The organism is Bradyrhizobium sp. CCGUVB1N3 (assembly GCF_024199925.1).
Lineage (GTDB): Bacteria > Pseudomonadota > Alphaproteobacteria > Rhizobiales > Xanthobacteraceae > Bradyrhizobium.
Map to the genome: position 1 here is coordinate 1,633,200 of NZ_JANADR010000001.1, position 20,856 is coordinate 1,654,055.

The window sequence follows — 20,856 nt, forward strand, 5'->3', positions numbered from 1 at the left end:
TGGGCAAAGCGAAGCGTGCCCACCTCGTGTCTCGCCGCGGATACGGAAGCGGTGGGCACGTCGCTGACGCTCCTTTGCCCACCCTACCGCATCTCGGCTTACCGCCTTAGTTCGGCACCGCCGCCTTTTGTGCCGGCTTCGCGGCCGCCGCATTCACGGTCACGCCGTGCAGGAAGTCAAAGGCGGCGTGCAGCGCCTTGTCGTCCTTCTCTTCCGGCGGCACGTAGGATTGCGAGCCGGTCTGCTCGCTGCCGTCGGCGGCCGAGAGATGGCCGCGCATCTGGGCTTCGGCCATCGTGTCGACACGGCCCTTCAGCTCCGGCGGGACGTCCTGGAGGATCTCGATGTCGGGCGCGATGCCCTGCGCCTGGATCGAGCGGCCCGACGGCGTGTAGTAGCGCGCGGTGGTCAGCGCCAACGCGCCGCTGCCGGTGCCGAGCGGGATGATCGTCTGAACCGAGCCCTTGCCGAACGAGCGCGTGCCGATCAGCGTGGCGCGCTTGTGGTCATGCAGCGCGCCGGCCACGATCTCGGACGCGGACGCCGAGCCGCCGTTGATCAGCACCACCAGCGGCTTGCCCTTGGTGAGGTCGCCGCCATGCGCGCTGAAGCGCTGGGTCTCCTCCGGGTTCCGGCCGCGGGTCGACACCACCTCGCCGCGGGCGAGGAAGGCGCTCGACACCGAGACTGCCTGGTCGAGCAGCCCACCCGGATTGTTGCGGAGATCGACGACGTAGCCTGCGAGCTTCTCCTGCGGGATCTCCTTGGAGATCGACGCAATCGCCTTGCGCAAGCCGTCGGTGGTCTGTTCGTTGAACGAGGTGACGCGGATATAGCCGATATCGCCGCCCTCGGCATGGAACCGGACCGGGCGCACATGGATGATCTCGCGCGTGATCGCGACGTCGAGCGGCGCGTCGGCGCCCTTGCGCACGATGGTGAGCTTGGTCTTGGTATCGACCGGACCCTTCATCTTGTTGACGGCCTGCTCGAGCGTCATGCCCATTACCGCCTCGCCGTCGATCTTGCTGATGAGGTCGCCGGACAGGAGGCCGGCCTTGGAGGCCGGCGTGTCGTCGATGGGCGACACGACCTTGACGAGGCCCTCCTCCATCGTGACCTCGATGCCGAGCCCGCCGAACTCGCCGGAGGTGGTCTCCTGCATCTCGGTCCAGGCCTTGTCGTTCATGTAGCGCGAATGCGGATCGAGCGAGGTCACCATGCCGTTGATGGCGCCCTCGATCAGCTTGGCGTTGTCGGGCTTCTCGACGTAGCTCGCCTTGACCCGCTCGAAGACCTCGCCGAACAGGTTCAGTTGCGAATAGGCATCGTCCGCGCCCGCCGCCGCCCTTGCCACCCATTGTCCGCCTTGCGGAGAGGTCGCCAGCAGAGTCAGACACGCGCCGGTCAGCGCGCCGAGGGGGAACAGCAGGGTTTTCCGCATGGATTGATTAGCCTTTTTGCTGGCGGTTGGGAGGCGCCATGCAAATGGCGATCCAGCCCGTTTCTCACAATACCATTCTGGTTTCTTCAAGGCCGGTCCGCCACGTCGGCGGGCATCCGGCAAAAATCCCTTCGTCCCGGCCTAAACTTTTGGCAACGTTCGCAGGCCGGTTTGCGCCAGGCGGGAATCGGCCCCGTCCGGCCACGCGTTCAAGCTATGCGATTTTGGGATGGTTTTGGCGGGCCGAACCGGATAGGCGATGGAACAAGGCTTCAAATTCTCGGGAGGATAACAATGAACGAAGCACCCCGCATCCGGCCTCAACGAAACGTCGAACTTGGCGCCAGCGACGAGCCGTTCCAGAACCTGCACGAATTCATCCGTAAGGCTCGCTCCAACCTTAACCAGAACGCCTGGGACTATATCGTCGGCGCCGCCGAGACCGAGACCACGATGCGCCGCAACCGCATGGCGCTGGACGAGATCGCCTTCCGCCCGCGCGTGCTGCGCGACATGCGCAACGTCGATGGTTCCGTCGTGCAATTCGGCCGCAAGATGCGCCTTCCGGTCGTGCTGGCCCCGGTCGGCGCGCTCGAGATCTTCGATCCGCACGGCGCGGCCTCGGTCGCGCGCGGCGCCGGCACCTTCGGCGCGGCGCATATGCTGAGCTCGGTGTCGGACCCGGGCCTCGAGAAGACCGCGGAAGCGGCTCCCGATGCGCTACGCTTCTACCAGCTCTATGTCCGCGGCGACGACGCCTTCGTCGAGGATGTCGTCGCCCGCGCGGTGAAAAACACCTACGCCGCGTTCTGCCTGACCGTCGACACCGCCCATTACAGCCGCCGCGAACGTGACATCGCCAAGCGCTATGTGCGCGAGAGCCGGCTGCGCGCCACCGGCGGCGACTACCAGAAGGGCCTGGAGTGGCGGACGGTGAAGCTGGTCAAGGACAAGTTCAAGATTCCGCTCGTCATCAAGGGCATCGCGACGGCCGAGGACGCGCTGATCGCGCTCGATCACGGCGTCGAGTGGATCTACGTCTCCAACCATGGCGGTCGCCAGCTCGATCATGGCCGCGGCGCCATGCATGTGCTGCCGGAGATCGTCGATGCCGTGAAGGGACGTGCGAAGATCATGGTCGACGGCGGCTTCTGCCGCGGCACCGATATCGTCAAGGCGATCGCCATGGGCGCGGACCTCGTCGGCATCGGGCGCCTGCAATGCTGGGCGCTGGCTGCGGCCGGCGAAGCCGGCATCACGCGGATGCTGGAGCTGCTGGAAGACGAAGTGCTGCGCTGTCTCGGGCTGCTCGGGGCCGCCTCGTTTGCCGAGGTGAACACATCCTGCCTGCATCCGGCGACCGCCACCAACGCGCCAAGCGTATTCAGCGCGTTTCCGCTGCTGGATATCGAGCCATATCGCTACTGAAAGGATGCAATGACCTCCCTTCTCTCTCCCGGCAGCGCGGATGCGCTTCTGTTCGATCTCGGTCGCGTGGTGCTCGACATCGACTTCTCCAAGGCGATCACCTGCTGGGCGGGACATGCCGGCTGCGAACCGCAGGCCATCATCGCGCGCTACGTGCGGGACAGCGAAGCCTATCGGCTGCATGAGATGGGCAAGATCAGCGACGAGGCCTATTTCGACTCGCTGCGGCGCTCGCTCGGGATCGAGATTTCCGACGCGCAGTTCCTGGAGGGGTGGAATGCGATCTTCGCGGGCGAGATGCCCGGCATCGCAAACCTGTTGCCGCGCGCTGCGAAGCACGTGCCGCTCTACGCCTTCTCCAACACCAACCGGCCGCACGTGAAATATTTTTCGAAGGAGTACGCCGATTTGCTCGGTCATTTCCGCGAGCTTTATCTGTCCTCCAGCATCGGCCTACGCAAACCCGACGCGGAAGCCTTCGACCATGTCGTCGCCGCGATCGGCGTGCCGGCGAAGCGAATCGAGTTCTTCGACGATCTCGCGGAAAACGTCGAAGGCGCGCGGGCGCGAGGGCTGACCGCGGTTCACGTGACGTCGCCTCGCGACGTCGGCGAGGCGCTGAAGGCACTGGGACTCTGAGAGCACGGCCGCTTTGCTGCGGCCGCTCGGCATCTGGTTCCGGCCCACTCCTGGAACTTTTCAAGTGAATTATGGAACCAACTCGCTCTGTGCATTTTTGTACAGAGTTCCCGGAACGGATCAGCGCGTCGGGAGTCATATGGCCGTTGGGTTTCTCTACAACGGACGCGTGATCGTGTTGGGCAAGACCTACTTCAACAAGCAAGCCTCGATCCTTCTCAAATTCGCCAAGTCGACGTCGAACTCGCAGCTCTCCGCCAAGCTGGTCAGCAAGGCGGCGGATCTGAAGTCGCAGGGCGACCCGTTGCCCGAGATGGATCACAGCCTGAAGGCGCCCGACGTCGATCCGGACAATGAAACGGGAGCCACCTGATGCTAGCCGTGAGCCTAGTCGTCGCCGTGGCCTGTCTGGCCACCGTCATTCCGGTCTTTCTCGTCTTCGAGACGATCGCGCGGCGACCGCGCTAGGCGCATTCAACTGCGCTTGGGTTGAGGCCGATCGAGACGCTGCCGTTGCGCGCGCATGCGGCTCGTCTTCTCCTTGAGCGCTTCGATCTCCTCGTCAAGCTTTGCGCTCCTCGACTTCGGCGGCTCATCGCCGCGCAGCTTCTCGAGCGCCTTCTCGACCGACAGCTTTGAAGTCTCTGCCATCAGCGTTCTCCCGGACGTCTCCTGACGCGCCTGCGTGCGGTGGCGCGCAGCAACTCTGAGCCGGAAGCAGGACGGCGCGATATTGTCCCAATGGGCATCCCGGCGGCCTTCTCCGCGAGAGATAATTCATCTCCACCTTCGCAATCCCCCTTTTGCCACGACGCCTGCTCTCGGCTAGAACGCAACGCAACTCTCTCGTTCGATTTGCCCAGCAGGAGTTCAGCCCGTGGCCCTGATGCCGGTTTCCGACGCGCTCGCTGCGGTGCTCGCGGGCGTCGAGCCCGTGGCGGACGAGATGGTCGCGCTGGATGCAGCCTACCATCGCGTGCTGGCCCGCGATGTCGCGGCGCGGCGGACGCAGCCGCCACAGGCAATGTCGGCCATGGATGGCTATGCGGTGCGTGCGGCCGATGCGGCGAAGGTGGGCGCAGAGCTCACCGTGATCGGCGAGGTCGCGGCCGGGCGGCCGTTTGCGGGAACGGTCGGCGCGGGAGAGGCAGTGCGGATCTTCACGGGCGGCGTGGTGCCCGATGGCGCGGATGCGGTGGTGATCCAGGAGGACACGGTCGCTGACGGCAAGCACGTCGCGATCAAGGAGGCCGCGATTGCCGGACGGCACATCCGCCCCGCCGGCGTCGATTTCCGCGAGGGCGACGTGCTCCTGAGGAAGGGAAGCAGGCTCACCGAACGCGACTTGTCGCTTGCCGCCGGCATGAACCATCCGGAGCTTGCCGTCCGCCGCCGGCCCAGGGTCGCGATTCTCGCGACGGGCGATGAGCTCGTCATGCCCGGCTCCACGCCCGGCATGGGCCAGATCGTCTTTTCCAACGGCTACGCCCTGCATGCGCTGGCGCGGGCCGAGGGCGCCGAAACGGTCGATCTCGGCATTGCCGCCGATACCGTTGCGGCGACCACCGCCGGCATCCGCCGGGCCCGCGAAAGCGGTGCCGACATCCTGATCACGACCGGCGGAGCCTCGGTCGGCGACCACGATCTGGTCCGGCCGGCGCTCCAGGCCGAAGGCTTCGAAATGGCGTTCTGGAAGATCGCGATGCGGCCCGGCAAGCCGATGATGCACGGCCGTCTCGGCGCGATGCGGGTGATCGGCCTGCCCGGCAATCCGGTCTCGTCCTATGTCTGCGGCTTCCTGTTCATGGTGCCGTTGATTCGCGCGCTTGCTGGCCGCTCGCGCGTTCATCACCGTCGCGAGCGCGCCGTGCTCGGGCGCGACGTCGGGCCCAACGACGTCCGCGAGGACTATCTGCGCGCCCGGCTCGAGGAGCGCGAGGACGGCACGCTCGTCGCCGTTCCCGTCAACCACCAGGACTCCTCGCTGCTTGCGAATCTTGCTGCCGCACAGGCACTTCTCGTGCGCGCGCCGTTTGCGCCGAAGGCGGACGCAGGCACGCCTTGCGAGGTGTTGCGGCTACCCTTGTAAGTGCGATCTGATTCGCGCGTGGCGCGAACTTCGCCGCGTTCACCAAAAATTAAGTGGTTGCGGAACACATATCGAACATATAGTGTCCGTTCATGATTTGTTTCGAGCATCTAGCGGCTTCTGCTGAATCTGACGTCTCGGAATCGAACGACATCAACCGGGGGATTTGGTCGAGATGTTAACGCGCAAACAATACGAGCTTCTGCGGTTCATCAGTGAGCGCCTCAAGGAAAGCGGCGTGCCGCCCTCCTTCGACGAGATGAAGGACGCGCTCGATCTGCGCTCGAAGTCGGGCATCCACCGCCTGATCACCGCGCTGGAAGAGCGCGGCTTCATCCGCCGCCTGCCCAACCGCGCGCGCGCCATCGAGGTCATCAAGCTGCCCGAGCTTCAGGCCGCAGGCGCAGGCCGCCGCGGCTTCACGCCCAGCGTCATCGAAGGCAATCTCGGCAAGGTGCGGGGCGCAAGCGCTCCGGTTGATGACGGCGAGCGTCCGGTCGCCGTGCCCGTGATGGGACGGATCGCGGCCGGCACGCCAATCGAGGCATTGCAGACCCGCAGCCACACCATCAGCGTGCCTCCGGACATGCTCGGCTCCGGCGAGCACTACGCGCTCGAGGTGCGCGGCGATTCGATGGTCGACGCCGGCATCCTGGATGGCGACATGGCGCTGATCCAGCGCAACGAGACCGCTGATACCGGCGATATCGTGGTGGCGCTGATCGACGACGAGGAAGCGACGCTCAAGCGCTTCCGCCGGCGCGGTGCGTCGATCGCGCTGGAGCCCGCCAACACCGCCTATGAGGTGCGCATCCTGCCGCCGAACCGGGTGAAGATTCAGGGCAAGCTGATCGGGCTGTACCGGAAGTACTGATGGCCCGGCAGATCGCCGGCTATCGCGCAGCAACACGGGCGGACGGATTGTCCGCTCCGGCGGGATAGTGTTTTCACTTCGGGTGCGATTATCCCCACACCTGCGCGGAGCTAGATCCTCAAGCATCGCAGGCGCGAGAGCGCTGTGCACGATGCAGAGGAAAAACCCATGCGACAGATGATTTTGAGCGTGATCACGGCGGCCTTGATCGCGGGATCGGCATCCGCAAGCGACGCAGCGCAACACCACCATCCCGTTCGCAAGACGGAGCAGGTAGCGACCAGTGCGCCATTCCGCAATGCCAACAATGCGATCGCACCTGCGGCGCAGGCGAGCTGGCCCTATTCGGGGTACTCGGCTCCCGCCGGCCGCTGATGAAAGCTCGCGTGAGTGAATGGTGTGAACCAAGATAGAGTCACGGCGGGAGGCTTTGTTCCTCGTTAGCCGGGAAAGATAAAGTGATCGGGCAACGCGCAGACGAGCCGCAGATTTGCCCACAAACGCGATACACTCGGAGGCTTCCACTCTGATAGAGGCCTGCGCCTCCGGGGGGCGCGGACCTGCTATCTCGCATGAGGAGCACTCCGATGTGTGACTACAGCCTGCATGCCGTTGCGACCCGCCCCGCTCAAGTCGGCGAGACGATCGTCACGACAACCTTCCGCGGCACCTCGACGCGTGGATTTGCGTCGGAGCGTGATCTCTCGGTTGCCGTCTGCCTTCTGCCCGGCACCGAGCTCGCCTTCGCCGACAACGTCCGCTACGACAATCGCTGGATCTGGACGCGCACCGTCAACTCGCGCGTCGGCAAGTTCGGCAAGGTCGATCCGCACATTCCCGATCGTCATCATGATGCGATCGAATTCCCCGACGGCAACTACGTGCTGGTGACGCAGCTCGTCGAAGGCCAGCGTGCCACGGTTCTGCAACTGCCGGTAACGCAGCCGCTCGGCGAGAAGATAGAGCAGCCCGCCGTCGAGCAGCACACGACCCAAACGCCCACGACACGCCTGCCGATCGGCTGACGCGTCTTCTAGTCCTCGGCCTGCAGGTCGGCCTCCGACGGCGTAGCGTCTTTGCTGCGTGGAGTAGCCGGCCGCGGTGCGAGGCTGAGCTCGAAATCGCTATCGCCGGCCCCAGCCGGCGACCAGGGGCGGTTTGCGCCTCTTGCTTTCACCGTTTGCAGCGTGAAACCGTCGCCACTGCGCGACAGCACGAGCGCGCCTTGCGTCTTCAGACGCTCGCGATCCACGACCATCGCCGCGCAATCGGTTGCTGCCGGCTTCGCCGTCACCACCAACGCGGCACGGCTGCAATCATCGGCCAGCGCATCGACGCGCAGCGACAGCGCGACAAGACGACCATCGGCGAGCGGCGTCACGCAACCGCCCTCGTCGCATGAGACGCCGTCGGCGAGCGAGGTATCGGTCGCGCTGCGCGAATCGGCATCGGCTGCAAGCCACTCCTTGAGAAGAAAATTGTCCTTGCCGGTTCGGATCAGGTGCAGTTGGCCATCCTTGCCTCGCACCGCGACGCTGCGGCCGTCGCCTGCGATCAGGATGTCGGGCTGGCGCACGTGCAGCGCCCAGCCAATCGCGAGCGCCAGCACGACGGCGCCCGCCCAGCGCAGCGGCGTGCGCAACAAGCCCATCAGAACGAGGCCGACGCTGGCGGCAATCAGCGGACCGGTCCCGAAGGCGGTGATGCGGCCGACGGCGCCCGGTAACGCCGCGACCCAGCGTGTCACAACGACCATCCAGTCGATGCCGATCCCCATCAGCCACCAGAACACGCCATCGAGCCCGAACGGCGCTGCGATCAGCCCCAAAAGTCCGGCGGGCATCACCAGCGCCGAGACCACCGGCATCGCCGCGAGATTGGCGAGTACGCCGTAGGGCGTGACGCGGTGGAAATGGAAGGCGGCATAGGGCGTGGTCGCGAGCCCCGCGATCAGCGAGGCCATCAGCAGCATGACGAGCTCGCGGCCACCCCAGAGCGCGATGCGCGCGGTGGCGGAATCGTCGGGCGACGCGAACAGGTTCGGCATGCCGATCTGCACCAGCGCGACAAGACCAAGCGTTGCCGCGAACGACATCTGGAAACTGGGGTGAACCAGGGCCTCCGGCGCGACCGCGAGCACGATCATCGCGGCAACCGCCAGCGTGCGGAAGGTGATGGCGCGTCGATCGACCATCACCGCGATCAGCACCACCGCTGTCATGAAAAACGAGCGCTGTGTCGCGACCTCCGCGCCGGACAGCAGCAGGTAGAACGCGGCGGCCACAAGTGCTGCCGCAGCCGACCATTTCTTGATCGGATAGCCCGCCGCAAATCCCGGGACCAGCGCCAGCAGCGCGCGCACCGCAAAGAACACGACGCCGGCGACGACCGCCATGTGGTAGCCGGAGATCGACAGCACGTGCCCGAGGCCGGAGATGAACATCGCGTCGTTGACGGGCTCGGTGATTGCGTCGCGCCGCCCGGTGAGGAGCGCGGTGGCAATCGCACGATTGTCGCCGTCGAGCGTGGCGCGGATGCGCGCGTCGATCGCATCGCGCAGGCCCTGCATGATCGCGGCATAGCGCAGCCGCAAGCCTCCGGTCTCCGGTGGCGCGGCGACCGTGATCGCCCCCATTGCAAAGCCTGACGCGCCGATGCCCTGAAAGAACATGTCGCGGGAGAAATCGTAGCTGCCGGGCCGCAGCGGCGCGAGCGGCGGCATCAGCCGCGCCTTGAGTTGCACGAAGCTGCCGACCTCCGGCGCTGTGCCCTTGCGCACCGACAGCCGCACACGCTCGAGCTGGATGTCGCCGCGCTGCGCCTCCATCGCCGTCACGCGCAACACGAAGCGGTCGGTGCGCTCGCGGATATCGCGCGTCTCGACGAAGCCGGATAGCGCCACCGAATAGAGCGGCTTTGCCAGAACGGTGTGAGCAATGCGCGCAGTTTTCCAGGTCGCCGTGGCAAAGCCTGCGGCGATTGCGGCGATCATCATGGCGGGTGCGAACAACCGGCTCCGCCGCAACAGCACGGCGCCTGCCATGAGCACCAGTGCCGTGATCGCGGCGACCGAGAGCACGGGTTCGTGGTCGGCGGCAAAATAGAGAGCAATCCCGGTACCGAAGGCCACGGGCACCCACGGCAGCAGCCGCCCCGCGCCGGCTTCCGCCTTGGCCCATCCGCGCAATGTCTCGGCCAGCGACGACCACGCGCCAAAGCCTGCCGGCACAAGGCCGCCAGCCGACGCGGCACGGCCCGTTGGCCATGTCCCGGCAATCCCTTGCGAGCGGTGTGGCCGGGAAGGCTCCGCCATTCCTGCACCTTACGATACGCGACGGGTGCGGAGGCTACCGGAAGGCGCGGGGATGCGAATAGCCGAACGAAAAGGGAACCGGTCGAGGGGCCGCTACTTTTCCTCTTCCATCGTCACGGCCACCGCTGCCTTGGCGGAAAGCCGGACCTTGTTGCCCTCGACATCGGCTACGAGGCCCTTGTCGATGAAGTGATGATGGCCCTTGTGACTGCCCTCGCCGCTGTCCTTTTTAGTCAGCTTGATGCGGTTGCCTTCGACACGGTCGACGGTGCCGATATGAACGCCGTCGGCGCCGATCACTTCCATATGCTCTGCGATGGTCTGCATCGTGCGGGATCCTCTTCTGCAGCCCTCACAACGCCTGAGAGACCTTTCCGTTCGCCGCTCACCGTAGGTCGCGGAGAATCTGAGCCCTTGCGACCTCCTCGCAAAACGCCTCGTGTCAGGTCGATTGCGCCGAAAGTCTCATAAGTTGCCGACCCCTGGTGGGACTACACTACGGTTCCCCGCCTCCCCGACAGACGGGCAAGGCAGTGGTGGCTCGCGGTTCTTAGGCCGCTGGAGCTCATCTCAGGTGACGCAAAGCGCGCCTGGGATCAGACGTTGCCGACGCAACTCCTTGAACTGGCGCCTGCGACGCCGCGCATCACGCTCTTCCGCGAGAACACGACCGCTGAAACGAGCGAGGAGACGTTTTGAAACCATAGGAGTTGCACATGCAGGTACCGAGCGATTTTCGCCGCGTGATCATCGCTGCATCGGTGGGAAACGTAATCGAATGGTATGACTTCTATATCTTTGGCAGCCTGGCCGCAGTTCTCTCGGTCAAGTTCTTCGAGCAATCCCATCCGGTTGCAGCCCTGCTCAGCACCATCGCGCTGTTCACCGCAGGATTTCTGATCCGCCCGCTGGGGGCCTTCCTCTTCGGATGGATGGGTGACCGGGTCGGCCGCAAATACACCTTTCTCATCACGCTCAGCGGAATGGGACTGGGCACAGGCGCAATCGGATTGATCCCGACCTACCAGTCGATCGGCCTGACGGCCGCGTTCGCTCTGTTCGGCCTGCGCATGATCCAGGGCCTGTGCCTGGGCGGCGAATATGGCGGCGCCATCACCTACGTTGCCGAGCATGTGCCGGACGATCGGCGCGGCTACTACACCGGGTGGCTGCAGACCTCTCCAACGCTCGGCATCGTGGTGTCGCTGGCCGTGATCATCCTCACGCGGACCTATGCCGGCAATGAGGCCTTCGACGCATGGGCGTGGCGCGTTCCGTTCCTGGTGTCCTTCCTGCTGGTGGCCATCGCGATCTATATCCGCCTCCAGCTCCAGGAGACGCCGATCTTCCAGGAGATCAGGGACCGCGGCCAGATGACGAGGAACCCGTGGAAGGAGGCCTTCCTCAGTTCGAACCTCAAATATATCGGCATCGCCGTTGTGGTCCTGATCGGACAGGGCGTGGTCTGGTACAGCGGTCAGTTCTGGGCGCTGTACTTTCTGCAGCAGGTCTCCAAGGTGGACGCGCTGACTTCCTCCTACATCGTGGGAGCCGCATTGCTCGTTGCGACGCCGAGCCTGATCTTCTTCGGCTGGCTATCGGATCAGATCGGCCGCAAGCCGGTCATTCTCAGCGGCATGCTGCTCGCCGCCATCACCTACTATCCACTGTATCTGTGGCTTGGATCAGTGACGCAGCCCGGAAACATCAACTATGCGACCGCAACCTTCATCATCTTCATCCTCGTTTGCTATGTCGGGATGGTTTATGGGCCGGTGGGCGCGTTTCTGGCGGAATTCTTCCCCGCCAGGATCCGGTACACGTCGGTCTCCGTGCCGTACCACATCGGCAACGGTTGGGGCGGCGGATTGGTGCCGTTCATCACGTCGGCGGCATTTGCCGCGACCGGCAGCATCGGTTACGCCCTGATCTACCCAATCGTGGTGCCCGCGGTGTGCTTCGTGCTCGCCCTCTTCCTGATGCCGGAAACGCACAAGATCAGCATCTGGCAGCCGATCGAGCCGAGAGCCGCCGAGTGATCAAATGATCCCGGTGCAGGACCGCAGGGCCCTGCACCGCACTTCTCTTTCGGCATGCTGGAGCCCATCCCGCCTCTCGGACCTGAAGCGGAGCACTCGGCTCACGGCTCTTGTCAGCCGACCAAGCGATGCCAACGATCGTGCCACCATGTGCTGAAGTCACGATCGGTCATCAACTCCCAGACACCGAGCAGGATCACCAATATGCCGGACAGTACGCTGCTCACCGTGGCTGATGGCGACTCATAGTCGATGGTCCAAGGCGCCAGCACCAGAGCCAGACCCAGCAGCATCTCTCCCCACTCTTCCAGATAGGACGGGATGACAAATGCCTCCAGGGCAAACAGCACGACGCCTAGCCCGAGCGCGATGGTTATCCAGACAGCCGCTCCGGACAGGCCCAGGACGAAGGACGACAGGACCAGCCACACGCCGACCAACAGGCTAGCAGCGTCCTGCCAATGTTGGATGCGCATGATGCTCACCTCCCCTCTCCTATTATGTGGGGATTCATTGATGAAAATGCATCCGTCGAACCTGCGTTGTGTTGCCGCGCATGCGATCCGATACGCCCTCAATCAATCCTAGCCGACACCGGAAAGAGCCCTTGCGAGTGCGCCGCACCAGGATGCACACTTGCTGCGCTTGACAGGTGTCGACGTCTACCGTTCTCGGCCCCACTCGGTTCGCGTGCTGCCCGGGACAGGAGGGAGATGACGCCATGCGAGAAATGGAAATCCACGACTATGCGCGGCAGTTGCTGGAAGCGCATGGCCCCAAGGCGATTGCGGAGGCCGCCCAGAACGCCATCGATCTCGAGTCAAAGGGCGAACTCGAACTGGCCAGGACCTGGCGCCATATCGAAGACGCCATGAAGGCTTATGCGCGGGCCTCACCAAAGTTGAAGCGGCCGGCGCCGTGGCCGCCTGACTCCAGTGCCGCCAAACCGGATTGAGGCTGGAGCGGCGGCAACACAAAGTATGGACCACAATCCGTCGCAAGCCGTTCGGCTGCGGCTGAACGGCAACGCGACCCGCAAGACGGGCATCTCATCATGCTGGGAGCGAAGCCATGGTTGGAAATTGTGCGACAGCCGAAGATATCCTGAAGGCGATCAAGGACGAGAAGGTCCAGATGATCGACCTGCGGTTCACTGACCTCCCGGGTGTGTGGCAACATTTCTCTGTCCCGCCAAGCGCAGTGAGTGTCGATGCCCTCAACGAAGGCATTGGATTCGACGGCTCATCGATCCGCGGCTTCCAGGAGATCCAGGAAAGCGACATGCTGGTTGTCCCGGATCCGGCGACGGCCTTCGTCGACCCCTATAGTCCGGCGAAGACGCTGGTCCTGATCTGTAACATCCGCGACCCCGTGACCGGTCAATCCTATAGCCGCGACCCCCGCTATATCGCCCAAAAGGCCGAAACCTATCTGAAGGGCACCGGACGCGCCGATATCAGTTACTTCGGGCCAGAAGCTGAGTTCTTCGTCTTCGACGACGTGCGCTACGGACAGGGCATCAACCACGCCTTCCACGAAATCGATTCCAGCGAAGGCAGCTGGAACACGGGCAAGGACGAAGAGCCGAATCTGGCTCACAAGCCGCGCCCAAAGGAGGGATACTTTCCCGTTCCTCCGACCGACAGCATGCAGGCGCTGCGCACCGAAATGGTGCTGACGATGGAAGAGCTGGGCATCCAGATCGAAGCCCATCACCATGAAGTGGCAACCGGCGGCCAAAACGAGATCGACATGCGCTTCACCACGCTGACCCGCATGGCCGACAATTTAATGATCTACAAATACGTGGTGAAGAACACCGCGCATAAGCACGGCAAGACTGCGACGTTCATGCCGAAGCCGCTGTTCGAGGACAACGCTTCGGGCATGCACGTTCACCAGTCGCTGTGGAAGGGTGAGACCAATCTGTTCTACGACAAGGGCGACTACGCCGAATTGAGCCAGTTCGCCCGCCACTACATCGGCGGGCTCTTGACGCACGCCTGGGCGTTGTGCGGGCTTTGCGCGCCCACAACGAACTCCTACCGGCGTCTGGTGCCGGGCTATGAGGCTCCGATCAACCTCGTCTACTCCCAGCGCAATCGCTCGGCCTGCTGCCGGATTCCGATGTACTCGCCGAACCCGCGTGCAAAGCGCGTCGAGTTTCGTTCGCCCGATCCATCCTGCAATCCCTACCTGGCGTTTGCCGCGATGCTGATGGCCGGCCTCGACGGTATCGACAATCGGATCGACCCCGGCAGCCCCATCGACAAGAACCTCTATGACCTCCCACCTGCCGAAGCGAAAGAAGTGAAGTCGACACCGGGATCGCTGGACCAGGCGCTGGAGGCGCTCGAGCGCGATCACGCGTTCCTGCTGCGCGGCGGCGTCTTCACCGCCGATGTGATCGAAACCTGGCTCGACTACAAGCGAAAGAAGGAGATCGACCCGATCCGGCTGCGACCGCATCCTTATGAGTTCCATCTCTACTATGACATTTAGTGCTGTGCCCTGACGCTTTGTCCTCCCGTCATTCCGGGGGCGCGGGCAAAGCCCGCGACCCCCGGAATCCAGAGGCTATGTGCTCGGAGTCTCGACAACTTCGTCATTCCGGGTTCGCGCCGCGCGCGCCCCGGAACGACGAGACGTACTGTTAGACGGCGATCATGCGGCCTGACCGCGAACCTCCAGCACGTGCAACGGGCGGAGCCGCCAGCCTGGGCGGCGTCGCGTCCCCGTGGGCTGTGCTCGCGTGGGCCGCACTGCTGGTGGTGATCGTTGCGTCGTTCGGGCCCGCGGTCTCGGTCATCTGGGGTGACACGCCTTCCTTCGTGGAATCTGCATTTCTCACGCTTGAGGCCGGAAGGCCGACCGTGGCGGGGGGACGCGACCCGGGCTATCCGGCGTTCCTGGCCGTGATATTCGCGTTGGGAGGCGGCCTTGGGACGGTGGTGCGCGTGCAGCAGGCGGCGTGGGCCGTCCTGGTGCTGACGCTTGCAGCAACCGCCCAGGCAACGACGCGCAGCGTCGTTGGGCTCGTGCCGATCATCCTCGTGGCGACGTATCCGGGCCTTCTGTTATTCAGGAACGTCATCACCGCAGAGCTTTTCTTTGCGGTCTTCGTCAATCTTGCAATGGCCGGACTGCTCGTTGCAACCTGCATCGGCAAAGGAGCAATGCGTTGCTGCGCGGTCGCGGCCTCCATCCTGTGCGCTGCGCTCGCGGCGTGCTTCAGATCGCAGGGAGTCCTGATCCCAATCGTCGCCATCCTGGTGGGCGTCAGCCTCGCCCGGCCCGACACGTCCGCGCGCCTCGCCGTGATTGCCGTGTCCGTGGCGGCAGCGCTGGGGCTCCTCGCCGCGGGTTCCCGGTTCGGGGCTTCGAACTCCGACGAAGCCTCGGTCGTGTTCGTCTCCAAGACACTGTTCTGCAACCACCTGAACATCGTGCTCGGAAGCGATTCAGCGCGACGGGAGATCGTGTCGGCGGCCGGCGTCCGCGTTGAGGCTGCGATGGCGCGGCTTGCTGCCGACTTCGCCGCCGAGCCGGGTCGCTGGCCCGTGCTCGGGTTCTTCGGTGACGCGTGCCTCTTCGACACCGCATTGGATCGAGACGTCGCCGGCGATGCCGGGAATGCCGTCCGCGCGGCCGCGGCCTATCGGCGCATCTTCCTGACCGCCGTGCGCGACCGGCCGCTGGCCTGGGCGGGCAAGTTCGTCCGTCAGATGGCCTATGGCGCCTCGGTCGCGTGGCCGCCCTACGGACTTGACCCTGCCGTGCCGGTGTCGACCGACGACGTGCCGCACGTGTCCGACATCATGACGCGGCACGCCCCGGCGGCTCAGCCGATCGAACTGCAAGGCGGACCAGTTCGGATCAACCTTCTGGCCGATCTCCCAGGTTTCTCCGCCTATCTGTACATGGCGTTGTCCACCGCCTTCGTCATCGCCCTCATATTTTGGGCAGTAACCGCAGCGCGGCGCCGGCGCCTCCGGTTCTTGACGCGCGCAGGCATCGTGATCGCAATGTGGGCGGCTTCGGTTGCGACCGCCGCAGGCGCCCATACCCTCGACATCTGGCGATATTTGGTCCCCGCAGTGCCGATGGTGGGCCTCATGTTGTCCCTCTTTGCCGTCGAACTGACTGAGGCGATCGCATCCCGACGGAGGGGCTAAACTAATCGCACCACCCGCAACTCTTGTTCTGCCTCAGCCCTTGGCGACTTCCTTCGCAAACGTGTCGCGCAGGCCGATCGTGCGCGAAAACACCGGCTTGCCCGGCGTCGAATCCTTGTCGCGCACGAAATAGCCCTGCCGCTCGAACTGCATCGGCTCGGTCGCGTTGCTCTCTGCCACGGACACCTCGATCCGCGCGTCGGGAAGGATCTCCAGCGACTGCGGGTTGAGGTCGGCGGCAAAATTGGCAGCGTTCGGGCTCGGGTTCGAGAACAGCTGGTTGTAGACGCGGATCTCCGCCGGCACCGACTGCGCCGCAGGCAGCCAGTGCATCGTCGCCTTGACCTTGCGGCCATCGGGCGCGTTGCCGCCCTTGGTCAGGGGATCATAGGTGCAGCGGAGCTCGATGACCTCGCCGGCGTCGTTCTTGATCACGCCGGTGCACTTGATGAAATAGGCGTAGCGCAGCCGCACCTCGTTGCCCGGCGACAGGCGGAAGAACTTTTTCGGCGGGTTCTCCATGAAGTCGTCGCGCTCGATATAGATCTCGCGGGAGAACGCGATCTTGCGCGTGCCGGCGGACGCATCGTCGGGATGGTTGATCGCCTCGAGCTCCTCGACCTGCCCTTCCGGATAGTTCTCGATCACGACCTTCAGCGGTCGCAGCACCGCCATGCGCCGCTGCGACGTGCGGTTCAACTCCTCGCGGATGCAGAATTCGAGCATGCCGACGTCGACCACGCTGTTGGCTTTCGCCACGCCGATACGCTTGACGAACTCGCGAAGGGCCGCCGGCGGCACGCCGCGACGGCGCAGGCCCGCCATGGTCGGCATGCGCGGATCGTCCCAGCCTGCGACGTGGCCGTCGCGCACGAGCTGGGTCAGCACGCGCTTCGACAGGACCGTGTAGGTCAGGTTCAGCCGCGCGAATTCGTACTGATGCGGCTCCGAGGGCACCGGCAGCTTCTCGATGAACCAGTCGTAGAGCGGGCGGTGATCCTCGAATTCCAGCGTGCAGATCGAATGGGTGATGCTCTCGATCGCATCCGACTGGCCATGCGCGTAGTCATAGCTCGGATAGATGCACCATTTGTCGCCGGTGCGCGGATGATGCGCATGCAGGATGCGGTACATCACGGGATCGCGCAGATTGATGTTCGGCGAGGTCATGTCGATCCTGGCCCGCAGCACGCGCGCGCCGTTCGGGAATTCGCCCGCCTTCATGCGGCGGAACAGGTCGAGGTTCTCCTCCACCGTGCGGTCGCGGAACGGCGAATTCTTGCCGGGCTCGGTCAGCGTGCCCCGTGTGAGCCTGATCTCGTCCTGGGTCTGGTCGTCGACATAGGCAAGGCCATCCCGGATCAGCTTCTCCGCCCATTCGTAGAGGCGGTCGAAATAGTCCGAGGCGAAGAACAGGTTCTTGCCCCAGTCGAAGCCGAGCCAATGCACGTCGGCCTGGATGGAGTCGATATACTCCTGCTCCTCCTTGACCGGATTGGTGTCGTCGAAGCGCAGGTGGCAGCGGCCGCGAAATTCCTCGGCGATGCCGAAATTGAGCGCGATCGACTTGGCATGGCCGATATGCAGGTACCCGTTCGGCTCCGGCGGGAACCGGGTCACGATCTCCTTGTACCTGGCCGCATCGAGATCGGCCTGGACGATGTCACGAATGAAATCGCGCCCCGCCTCAGTCGCCACCGGTTCTGTCGTCATTCCGAAAATCCTGTAGGGAAATCAGCGGTCCTTCTGCCAGTTTCGGGAGGCTGAGCCAAGCCCTCAGCCCGGTCCGAAGCGGTCCGCCGGCAGGCTTTAGTTATGCACCGTTCCTGCTATACACCACCGCCTCCAATGCATAGGCCGTTCCACTCATGACCGATTCCGTCGTCACACGCTTCGCCCCCTCGCCGACCGGCTTCCTGCATATCGGGGGCGCCCGCACGGCGCTGTTCAACTGGCTCTATGCGAAGAAGCACGGCGGCAAGATGCTGCTGCGGATCGAGGACACCGACCGCGAACGCTCCACCGAGGCGGCGATCGGCGCCATCCTCGACGGGCTGAAATGGCTGGAGCTCGGCTGGGATGGCGACGTCATCTACCAGTTCAGCCGCGCCGCCCGTCACCGCGAGGTGGCCGAGCAGCTGCTCGCCGACGGCAAGGCCTATCACTGCTACGCCACCGCCGAGGAGCTCGCCGCGATGCGCGAGAAGGCGCGCGCCGAGGGCCGCACCCGCCTCTATGACGGGATGTGGCGCGATCGCGATCCGGCAACCGCGCCAGGCAACGTCAAGCCGACGATCCGGCTGCGCGCGCCGCAGACCGGCGAGACCGCGATCGAGGACCAGGTGCAGGGTCGCGTGGTCTGGCAGAACGAGAACCTCGACGACCTCGTCCTGCTCCGCGGCGATGGCACGCCGACCTACATGCTCGCGGTGGTGGTCGACGACCACGACATGGGCGTCACCCATGTGATCCGCGGCGACGACCATCTGATCAACGCCGCCCGCCAGAAGCAGATCTACGATGCGATGGGCTGGACGCTGCCGAGCATGTCGCACATCCCGCTCATCCACGGCCCGGACGGCTCAAAACTCTCCAAGCGGCACGGCGCGCTCGGCGTCGACGCCTACCGCGCCATGGGCTATCTGCCGGCCGCGCTACGCAACTACCTCGTCCGCCTCGGCTGGAGCCATGGCGACCAGGAGATCTTCTCGACCGAGGAGATGATTGCCGCGTTCGACCTCGCCAGCGTCGGCCGCGCCGCCGCGCGTTTTGACTTTGCCAAGCTCGAGAACCTCAACGGCCACTACATCCGTAGCGCGGACGATCAATCGCTCGTGAAGATGTTCGAGGACGTGCTCGACTACGTCCCAGGGAAGGCCGAGCTCAAGGCCAAGCTGAACGATGCCACGCGCGCTCAGATTCTGAAGGCCATGCCGAGCCTGAAGGAGCGCGCCAAGACGCTGATCGAGCTGATCGACGGCGCCTATTTCATCTTCGCCGACCGCCCGCTGGAGCTCGATCCCAAGGCGGCAGCCCTGCTGACGCCGGAGAACCGGGCGCTGATCGGCCGGCTTCATTCCGCGCTGGAGAATGTCGAGAGCTGGAGCGCGGCCACCGCGGAAGCCGCGCTGCGCGCTTTCGCCGAGGAAAATAGTCTCAAGCTCGGTGCGGTCGCCCAGCCACTGCGGGCCGCGCTGACGGGACGGTCCACCTCGCCCGGTATTTTCGAGGTTTTGGACGTCCTGGGACGCCAGGAAAGCCTGGGCCGGCTGAAGGATCAGTCTACGACGTAAGTCCTGTGCGGTGCCCATCTTGCAGCGCACACAGCAATAATATACCCATCTCACCCGTACCTTCTGGAATATCCGGCTTGCCCCGCCATCTCGTGGGGAACGATCAGGTCCGGCCCGTTTCACAATTCATCGGGGACTTACGATGGACGCAAAATCCACAAAAACAGCAACGCTGACGGTCGGAAACAAGAACTACGATCTCCCGATCCTGAGCGGCAGCGTCGGGCCTGACGTCGTCGACATCGGCAAGCTGTACGGCCAATCCGGCCTCTTCACCTACGATCCGGGCTTTACCTCGACCGCGAGCTGCCAGTCCAAGATCACCTATATCGACGGCGACGCCGGCGTTTTGGAATACCGCGGCTATCCGATCGAGCAGCTCGCCGAGCACGGCGACTTCCTGGAGACCTGCTACCTCCTGCTCTACGGGGATCTGCCGACCGCGGCCCAGAAGAAGGATTTCGACTACCGCGTCACGCACCACACGATGGTGCACGAGCAGATGGCCCGCTTCTTCCAGGGCTTCCGCCGCGACGCCCATCCGATGGCGATCATGGTGGCGGCCGTCGGCGCGCTCGCCGCCTTCTATCACGACTCCACCGACATCAACGATCCGAAGCAGCGCATGATCGCCTCCATGCGCATGATCGCGAAGATCCCGACGCTGGCGGCAATGGCCTACAAGTACACCGTCGGCCAGCCTTTCGTGTATCCGAAGAACTCGCTCGGCTTCGCCGAGAACTTCCTCAACATGTGCTTCGCGGTACCCTGCGAGGAGTACAAGGTCAGCCCAGTGCTCGCTGACGCGCTGGAGAAGATCTTCATCCTGCACGCCGACCACGAGCAGAACGCCTCGACCTCCACGGTGCGCATCGCCGGCTCCTCCGGCGCCAATCCGTTCGCCTGCATCGCGGCCGGCATCGCCTGCCTGTGGGGCCCGGCGCATGGCGGCGCCAACGAAGCCGCGCTGAACATGCTCTATCAGATCGGCACGGTCGACAAGATTCCCGAGTTCATCGCCAAGGTGAAGGACAAGAACAGCGAAGTCCGCCTGATGGGCTTCGGCCATCGCGTCTACAAGAACTACGATCCGCGTGCCAAGATCATGCAGAAGATGTGTCACGCCGTGCTCAAGGAGATGGGCCATGGCGACGATCCGATGCTGAAGGTCGCGCTGGAGCTCGAGAAGATCGCGCTCAGCGACCAGTACTTCATCGACCGCAAGCTCTACCCGAACGTCGACTTCTATTCGGGCATCACGCTGAAGGCGATGGGTTTCCCGGTCTCGATGTTCACCGTGCTGTTCGCGGTCGCGCGCACCGTCGGCTGGATCAGCCAGTGGAGCGAGATGATCGAGGATCCGCAGCAGAAGATCGGCCGCCCGCGCCAGCTCTACACCGGCGTCACCAAGCGCGACTACCTGCCGATCGGCCAGCGCAAGTAAGGTCGGGTCCAAGGCCAAACGAAACGGCGCCATCATGGATGGCGCCGTTTTTGTTTGGGTAGATCGTAGGGTGGGCAAAGGCGCAAAGTGCCGTGCCCACCATCTCTCCCCAACAATG

At 64.3% G+C, this 20,856-nt stretch carries 19 protein-coding genes; 13 read left to right on the plus strand and 6 right to left on the minus strand.

Features of this window, described 5'->3' with window-relative positions; all coding sequences use genetic code 11:
* Positions 1–106: 106 nt before the first annotated feature.
* On the minus strand, positions 107–1,444 hold the full coding sequence (locus tag NLM33_RS07725; RefSeq protein ID WP_254095502.1) for a S41 family peptidase: 1,338 nt from the start codon (positions 1,442–1,444) through the stop codon (positions 107–109).
* A gap of 294 nt (positions 1,445–1,738) precedes the next feature.
* Here NLM33_RS07725 and NLM33_RS07730 point away from each other — a divergent pair, with 294 nt between their 5' ends.
* From NLM33_RS07730 to NLM33_RS07740, 3 genes are all read left to right on the plus strand, one after another.
* Entirely contained in the window at positions 1,739–2,872 is a 1,134-nt protein-coding gene (locus tag NLM33_RS07730; RefSeq protein WP_254095503.1) for an alpha-hydroxy acid oxidase, read from the plus strand.
* A 9-nt stretch (positions 2,873–2,881) separates the two neighbouring features.
* Entirely contained in the window at positions 2,882–3,511 is a 630-nt protein-coding gene (locus tag NLM33_RS07735) for an HAD-IA family hydrolase (protein ID WP_254095504.1), read from the plus strand.
* 139 nt (positions 3,512–3,650) lie between these two features.
* A complete protein-coding gene (locus NLM33_RS07740; RefSeq protein ID WP_371929914.1) occupies positions 3,651–3,884 on the plus strand; it encodes a hypothetical protein in 234 nt (77 codons plus the stop codon).
* A 101-nt stretch (positions 3,885–3,985) separates the two neighbouring features.
* Here the strand turns inward: NLM33_RS07740 and NLM33_RS07745 are convergent, their stop codons facing one another.
* A complete protein-coding gene (locus NLM33_RS07745; protein WP_254095505.1) occupies positions 3,986–4,162 on the minus strand; it encodes a hypothetical protein in 177 nt (58 codons plus the stop codon).
* 226 nt (positions 4,163–4,388) lie between these two features.
* Between NLM33_RS07745 and glp the strand changes: the two genes are divergently transcribed.
* From glp to NLM33_RS07765, 4 genes are all read left to right on the plus strand, one after another.
* Positions 4,389–5,600 carry a gephyrin-like molybdotransferase Glp gene (gene glp / locus NLM33_RS07750; protein ID WP_254095506.1) on the plus strand — a complete coding sequence of 404 codons (1,212 nt, stop codon included), beginning with the start codon at positions 4,389–4,391 and terminating at the stop codon, positions 5,598–5,600.
* A gap of 175 nt (positions 5,601–5,775) precedes the next feature.
* Positions 5,776–6,474, plus strand: a complete 699-nt coding sequence (gene lexA / locus NLM33_RS07755; RefSeq protein ID WP_254095507.1) for a transcriptional repressor LexA — start codon at positions 5,776–5,778, stop codon at positions 6,472–6,474.
* A 168-nt stretch (positions 6,475–6,642) separates the two neighbouring features.
* Positions 6,643–6,849 carry a hypothetical protein gene (locus NLM33_RS07760; RefSeq protein ID WP_254095508.1) on the plus strand — a complete coding sequence of 69 codons (207 nt, stop codon included), beginning with the start codon at positions 6,643–6,645 and terminating at the stop codon, positions 6,847–6,849.
* 212 nt (positions 6,850–7,061) lie between these two features.
* The gene (locus tag NLM33_RS07765; RefSeq protein ID WP_254095509.1) at positions 7,062–7,499 is read left to right on the plus strand and encodes a hypothetical protein; all 438 of its coding nucleotides are present in this window, start codon (positions 7,062–7,064) and stop codon (positions 7,497–7,499) included.
* A gap of 8 nt (positions 7,500–7,507) precedes the next feature.
* Here NLM33_RS07765 and NLM33_RS07770 read toward each other — a convergent pair whose 3' ends face one another.
* The gene (locus NLM33_RS07770) at positions 7,508–9,787 is read right to left on the minus strand and encodes a ComEC/Rec2 family competence protein (protein WP_254095510.1); all 2,280 of its coding nucleotides are present in this window, start codon (positions 9,785–9,787) and stop codon (positions 7,508–7,510) included.
* A 93-nt stretch (positions 9,788–9,880) separates the two neighbouring features.
* Positions 9,881–10,114, minus strand: a complete 234-nt coding sequence (locus NLM33_RS07775) for a DUF2171 domain-containing protein (protein WP_254095511.1) — start codon at positions 10,112–10,114, stop codon at positions 9,881–9,883.
* A 383-nt stretch (positions 10,115–10,497) separates the two neighbouring features.
* On the opposite strand from NLM33_RS07775, the gene NLM33_RS07780 reads away from it, so the two are divergent.
* Entirely contained in the window at positions 10,498–11,826 is a 1,329-nt protein-coding gene (locus NLM33_RS07780) for an MFS transporter (RefSeq protein WP_254095512.1), read from the plus strand.
* A gap of 113 nt (positions 11,827–11,939) precedes the next feature.
* Here the strand turns inward: NLM33_RS07780 and NLM33_RS07785 are convergent, their stop codons facing one another.
* A complete protein-coding gene (locus NLM33_RS07785) occupies positions 11,940–12,302 on the minus strand; it encodes an SPW repeat protein (RefSeq protein ID WP_254105684.1) in 363 nt (120 codons plus the stop codon).
* 245 nt (positions 12,303–12,547) lie between these two features.
* On the opposite strand from NLM33_RS07785, the gene NLM33_RS07790 reads away from it, so the two are divergent.
* The 3 genes from NLM33_RS07790 (at position 12,548) to NLM33_RS07800 (ending at position 16,001) form a co-directional block, all read left to right on the plus strand.
* Positions 12,548–12,781, plus strand: a complete 234-nt coding sequence (locus NLM33_RS07790) for a hypothetical protein (protein WP_371929915.1) — start codon at positions 12,548–12,550, stop codon at positions 12,779–12,781.
* Positions 12,782–12,897: 116 nt separating this feature from the next.
* Complete coding sequence (gene glnA / locus NLM33_RS07795; protein WP_254095513.1) at positions 12,898–14,328, plus strand: type I glutamate--ammonia ligase; 1,431 nt, start codon at positions 12,898–12,900, stop codon at positions 14,326–14,328.
* A gap of 164 nt (positions 14,329–14,492) precedes the next feature.
* Complete coding sequence (locus NLM33_RS07800; protein WP_254095514.1) at positions 14,493–16,001, plus strand: hypothetical protein; 1,509 nt, start codon at positions 14,493–14,495, stop codon at positions 15,999–16,001.
* A gap of 33 nt (positions 16,002–16,034) precedes the next feature.
* Here the strand turns inward: NLM33_RS07800 and NLM33_RS07805 are convergent, their stop codons facing one another.
* On the minus strand, positions 16,035–17,714 hold the full coding sequence (locus NLM33_RS07805; RefSeq protein ID WP_254095515.1) for a glutamine--tRNA ligase/YqeY domain fusion protein: 1,680 nt from the start codon (positions 17,712–17,714) through the stop codon (positions 16,035–16,037).
* A 155-nt stretch (positions 17,715–17,869) separates the two neighbouring features.
* On the opposite strand from NLM33_RS07805, the gene gltX reads away from it, so the two are divergent.
* A complete protein-coding gene (gene gltX / locus NLM33_RS07810) occupies positions 17,870–19,294 on the plus strand; it encodes a glutamate--tRNA ligase (RefSeq protein ID WP_254095516.1) in 1,425 nt (474 codons plus the stop codon).
* Between the two features lie 142 nt (positions 19,295–19,436).
* Positions 19,437–20,738: a citrate synthase gene (gene gltA / locus NLM33_RS07815; RefSeq protein WP_254095517.1), complete on the plus strand. Its 1,302-nt coding sequence runs from the start codon at positions 19,437–19,439 to the stop codon at positions 20,736–20,738.
* The last annotated feature ends 118 nt before the right edge of the window (positions 20,739–20,856 follow it).

Coding starts and splice junctions, on each gene's coding strand:
- NLM33_RS07725 (WP_254095502.1), bottom strand. CDS start 1,444: ATGCGGAAAACCCTGCTGTTCCCCCTCGGCGCGCTGACCGGCGCGTGT.
- NLM33_RS07730 (WP_254095503.1), top strand. CDS start 1,739: ATGAACGAAGCACCCCGCATCCGGCCTCAACGAAACGTCGAACTTGGC.
- NLM33_RS07735 (WP_254095504.1), top strand. CDS start 2,882: ATGACCTCCCTTCTCTCTCCCGGCAGCGCGGATGCGCTTCTGTTCGAT.
- NLM33_RS07740 (WP_371929914.1), top strand. CDS start 3,651: ATGGCCGTTGGGTTTCTCTACAACGGACGCGTGATCGTGTTGGGCAAG.
- NLM33_RS07745 (WP_254095505.1), bottom strand. CDS start 4,162: ATGGCAGAGACTTCAAAGCTGTCGGTCGAGAAGGCGCTCGAGAAGCTG.
- lexA (WP_254095507.1), top strand. CDS start 5,776: ATGTTAACGCGCAAACAATACGAGCTTCTGCGGTTCATCAGTGAGCGC.
- NLM33_RS07760 (WP_254095508.1), top strand. CDS start 6,643: ATGCGACAGATGATTTTGAGCGTGATCACGGCGGCCTTGATCGCGGGA.
- NLM33_RS07765 (WP_254095509.1), top strand. CDS start 7,062: ATGTGTGACTACAGCCTGCATGCCGTTGCGACCCGCCCCGCTCAAGTC.
- NLM33_RS07770 (WP_254095510.1), bottom strand. CDS start 9,787: ATGGCGGAGCCTTCCCGGCCACACCGCTCGCAAGGGATTGCCGGGACA.
- NLM33_RS07775 (WP_254095511.1), bottom strand. CDS start 10,114: ATGCAGACCATCGCAGAGCATATGGAAGTGATCGGCGCCGACGGCGTT.
- NLM33_RS07785 (WP_254105684.1), bottom strand. CDS start 12,302: ATGCGCATCCAACATTGGCAGGACGCTGCTAGCCTGTTGGTCGGCGTG.
- NLM33_RS07790 (WP_371929915.1), top strand. CDS start 12,548: ATGCGAGAAATGGAAATCCACGACTATGCGCGGCAGTTGCTGGAAGCG.
- glnA (WP_254095513.1), top strand. CDS start 12,898: ATGGTTGGAAATTGTGCGACAGCCGAAGATATCCTGAAGGCGATCAAG.
- NLM33_RS07800 (WP_254095514.1), top strand. CDS start 14,493: ATGCGGCCTGACCGCGAACCTCCAGCACGTGCAACGGGCGGAGCCGCC.
- NLM33_RS07805 (WP_254095515.1), bottom strand. CDS start 17,714: ATGACGACAGAACCGGTGGCGACTGAGGCGGGGCGCGATTTCATTCGT.
- gltX (WP_254095516.1), top strand. CDS start 17,870: ATGACCGATTCCGTCGTCACACGCTTCGCCCCCTCGCCGACCGGCTTC.
- gltA (WP_254095517.1), top strand. CDS start 19,437: ATGGACGCAAAATCCACAAAAACAGCAACGCTGACGGTCGGAAACAAG.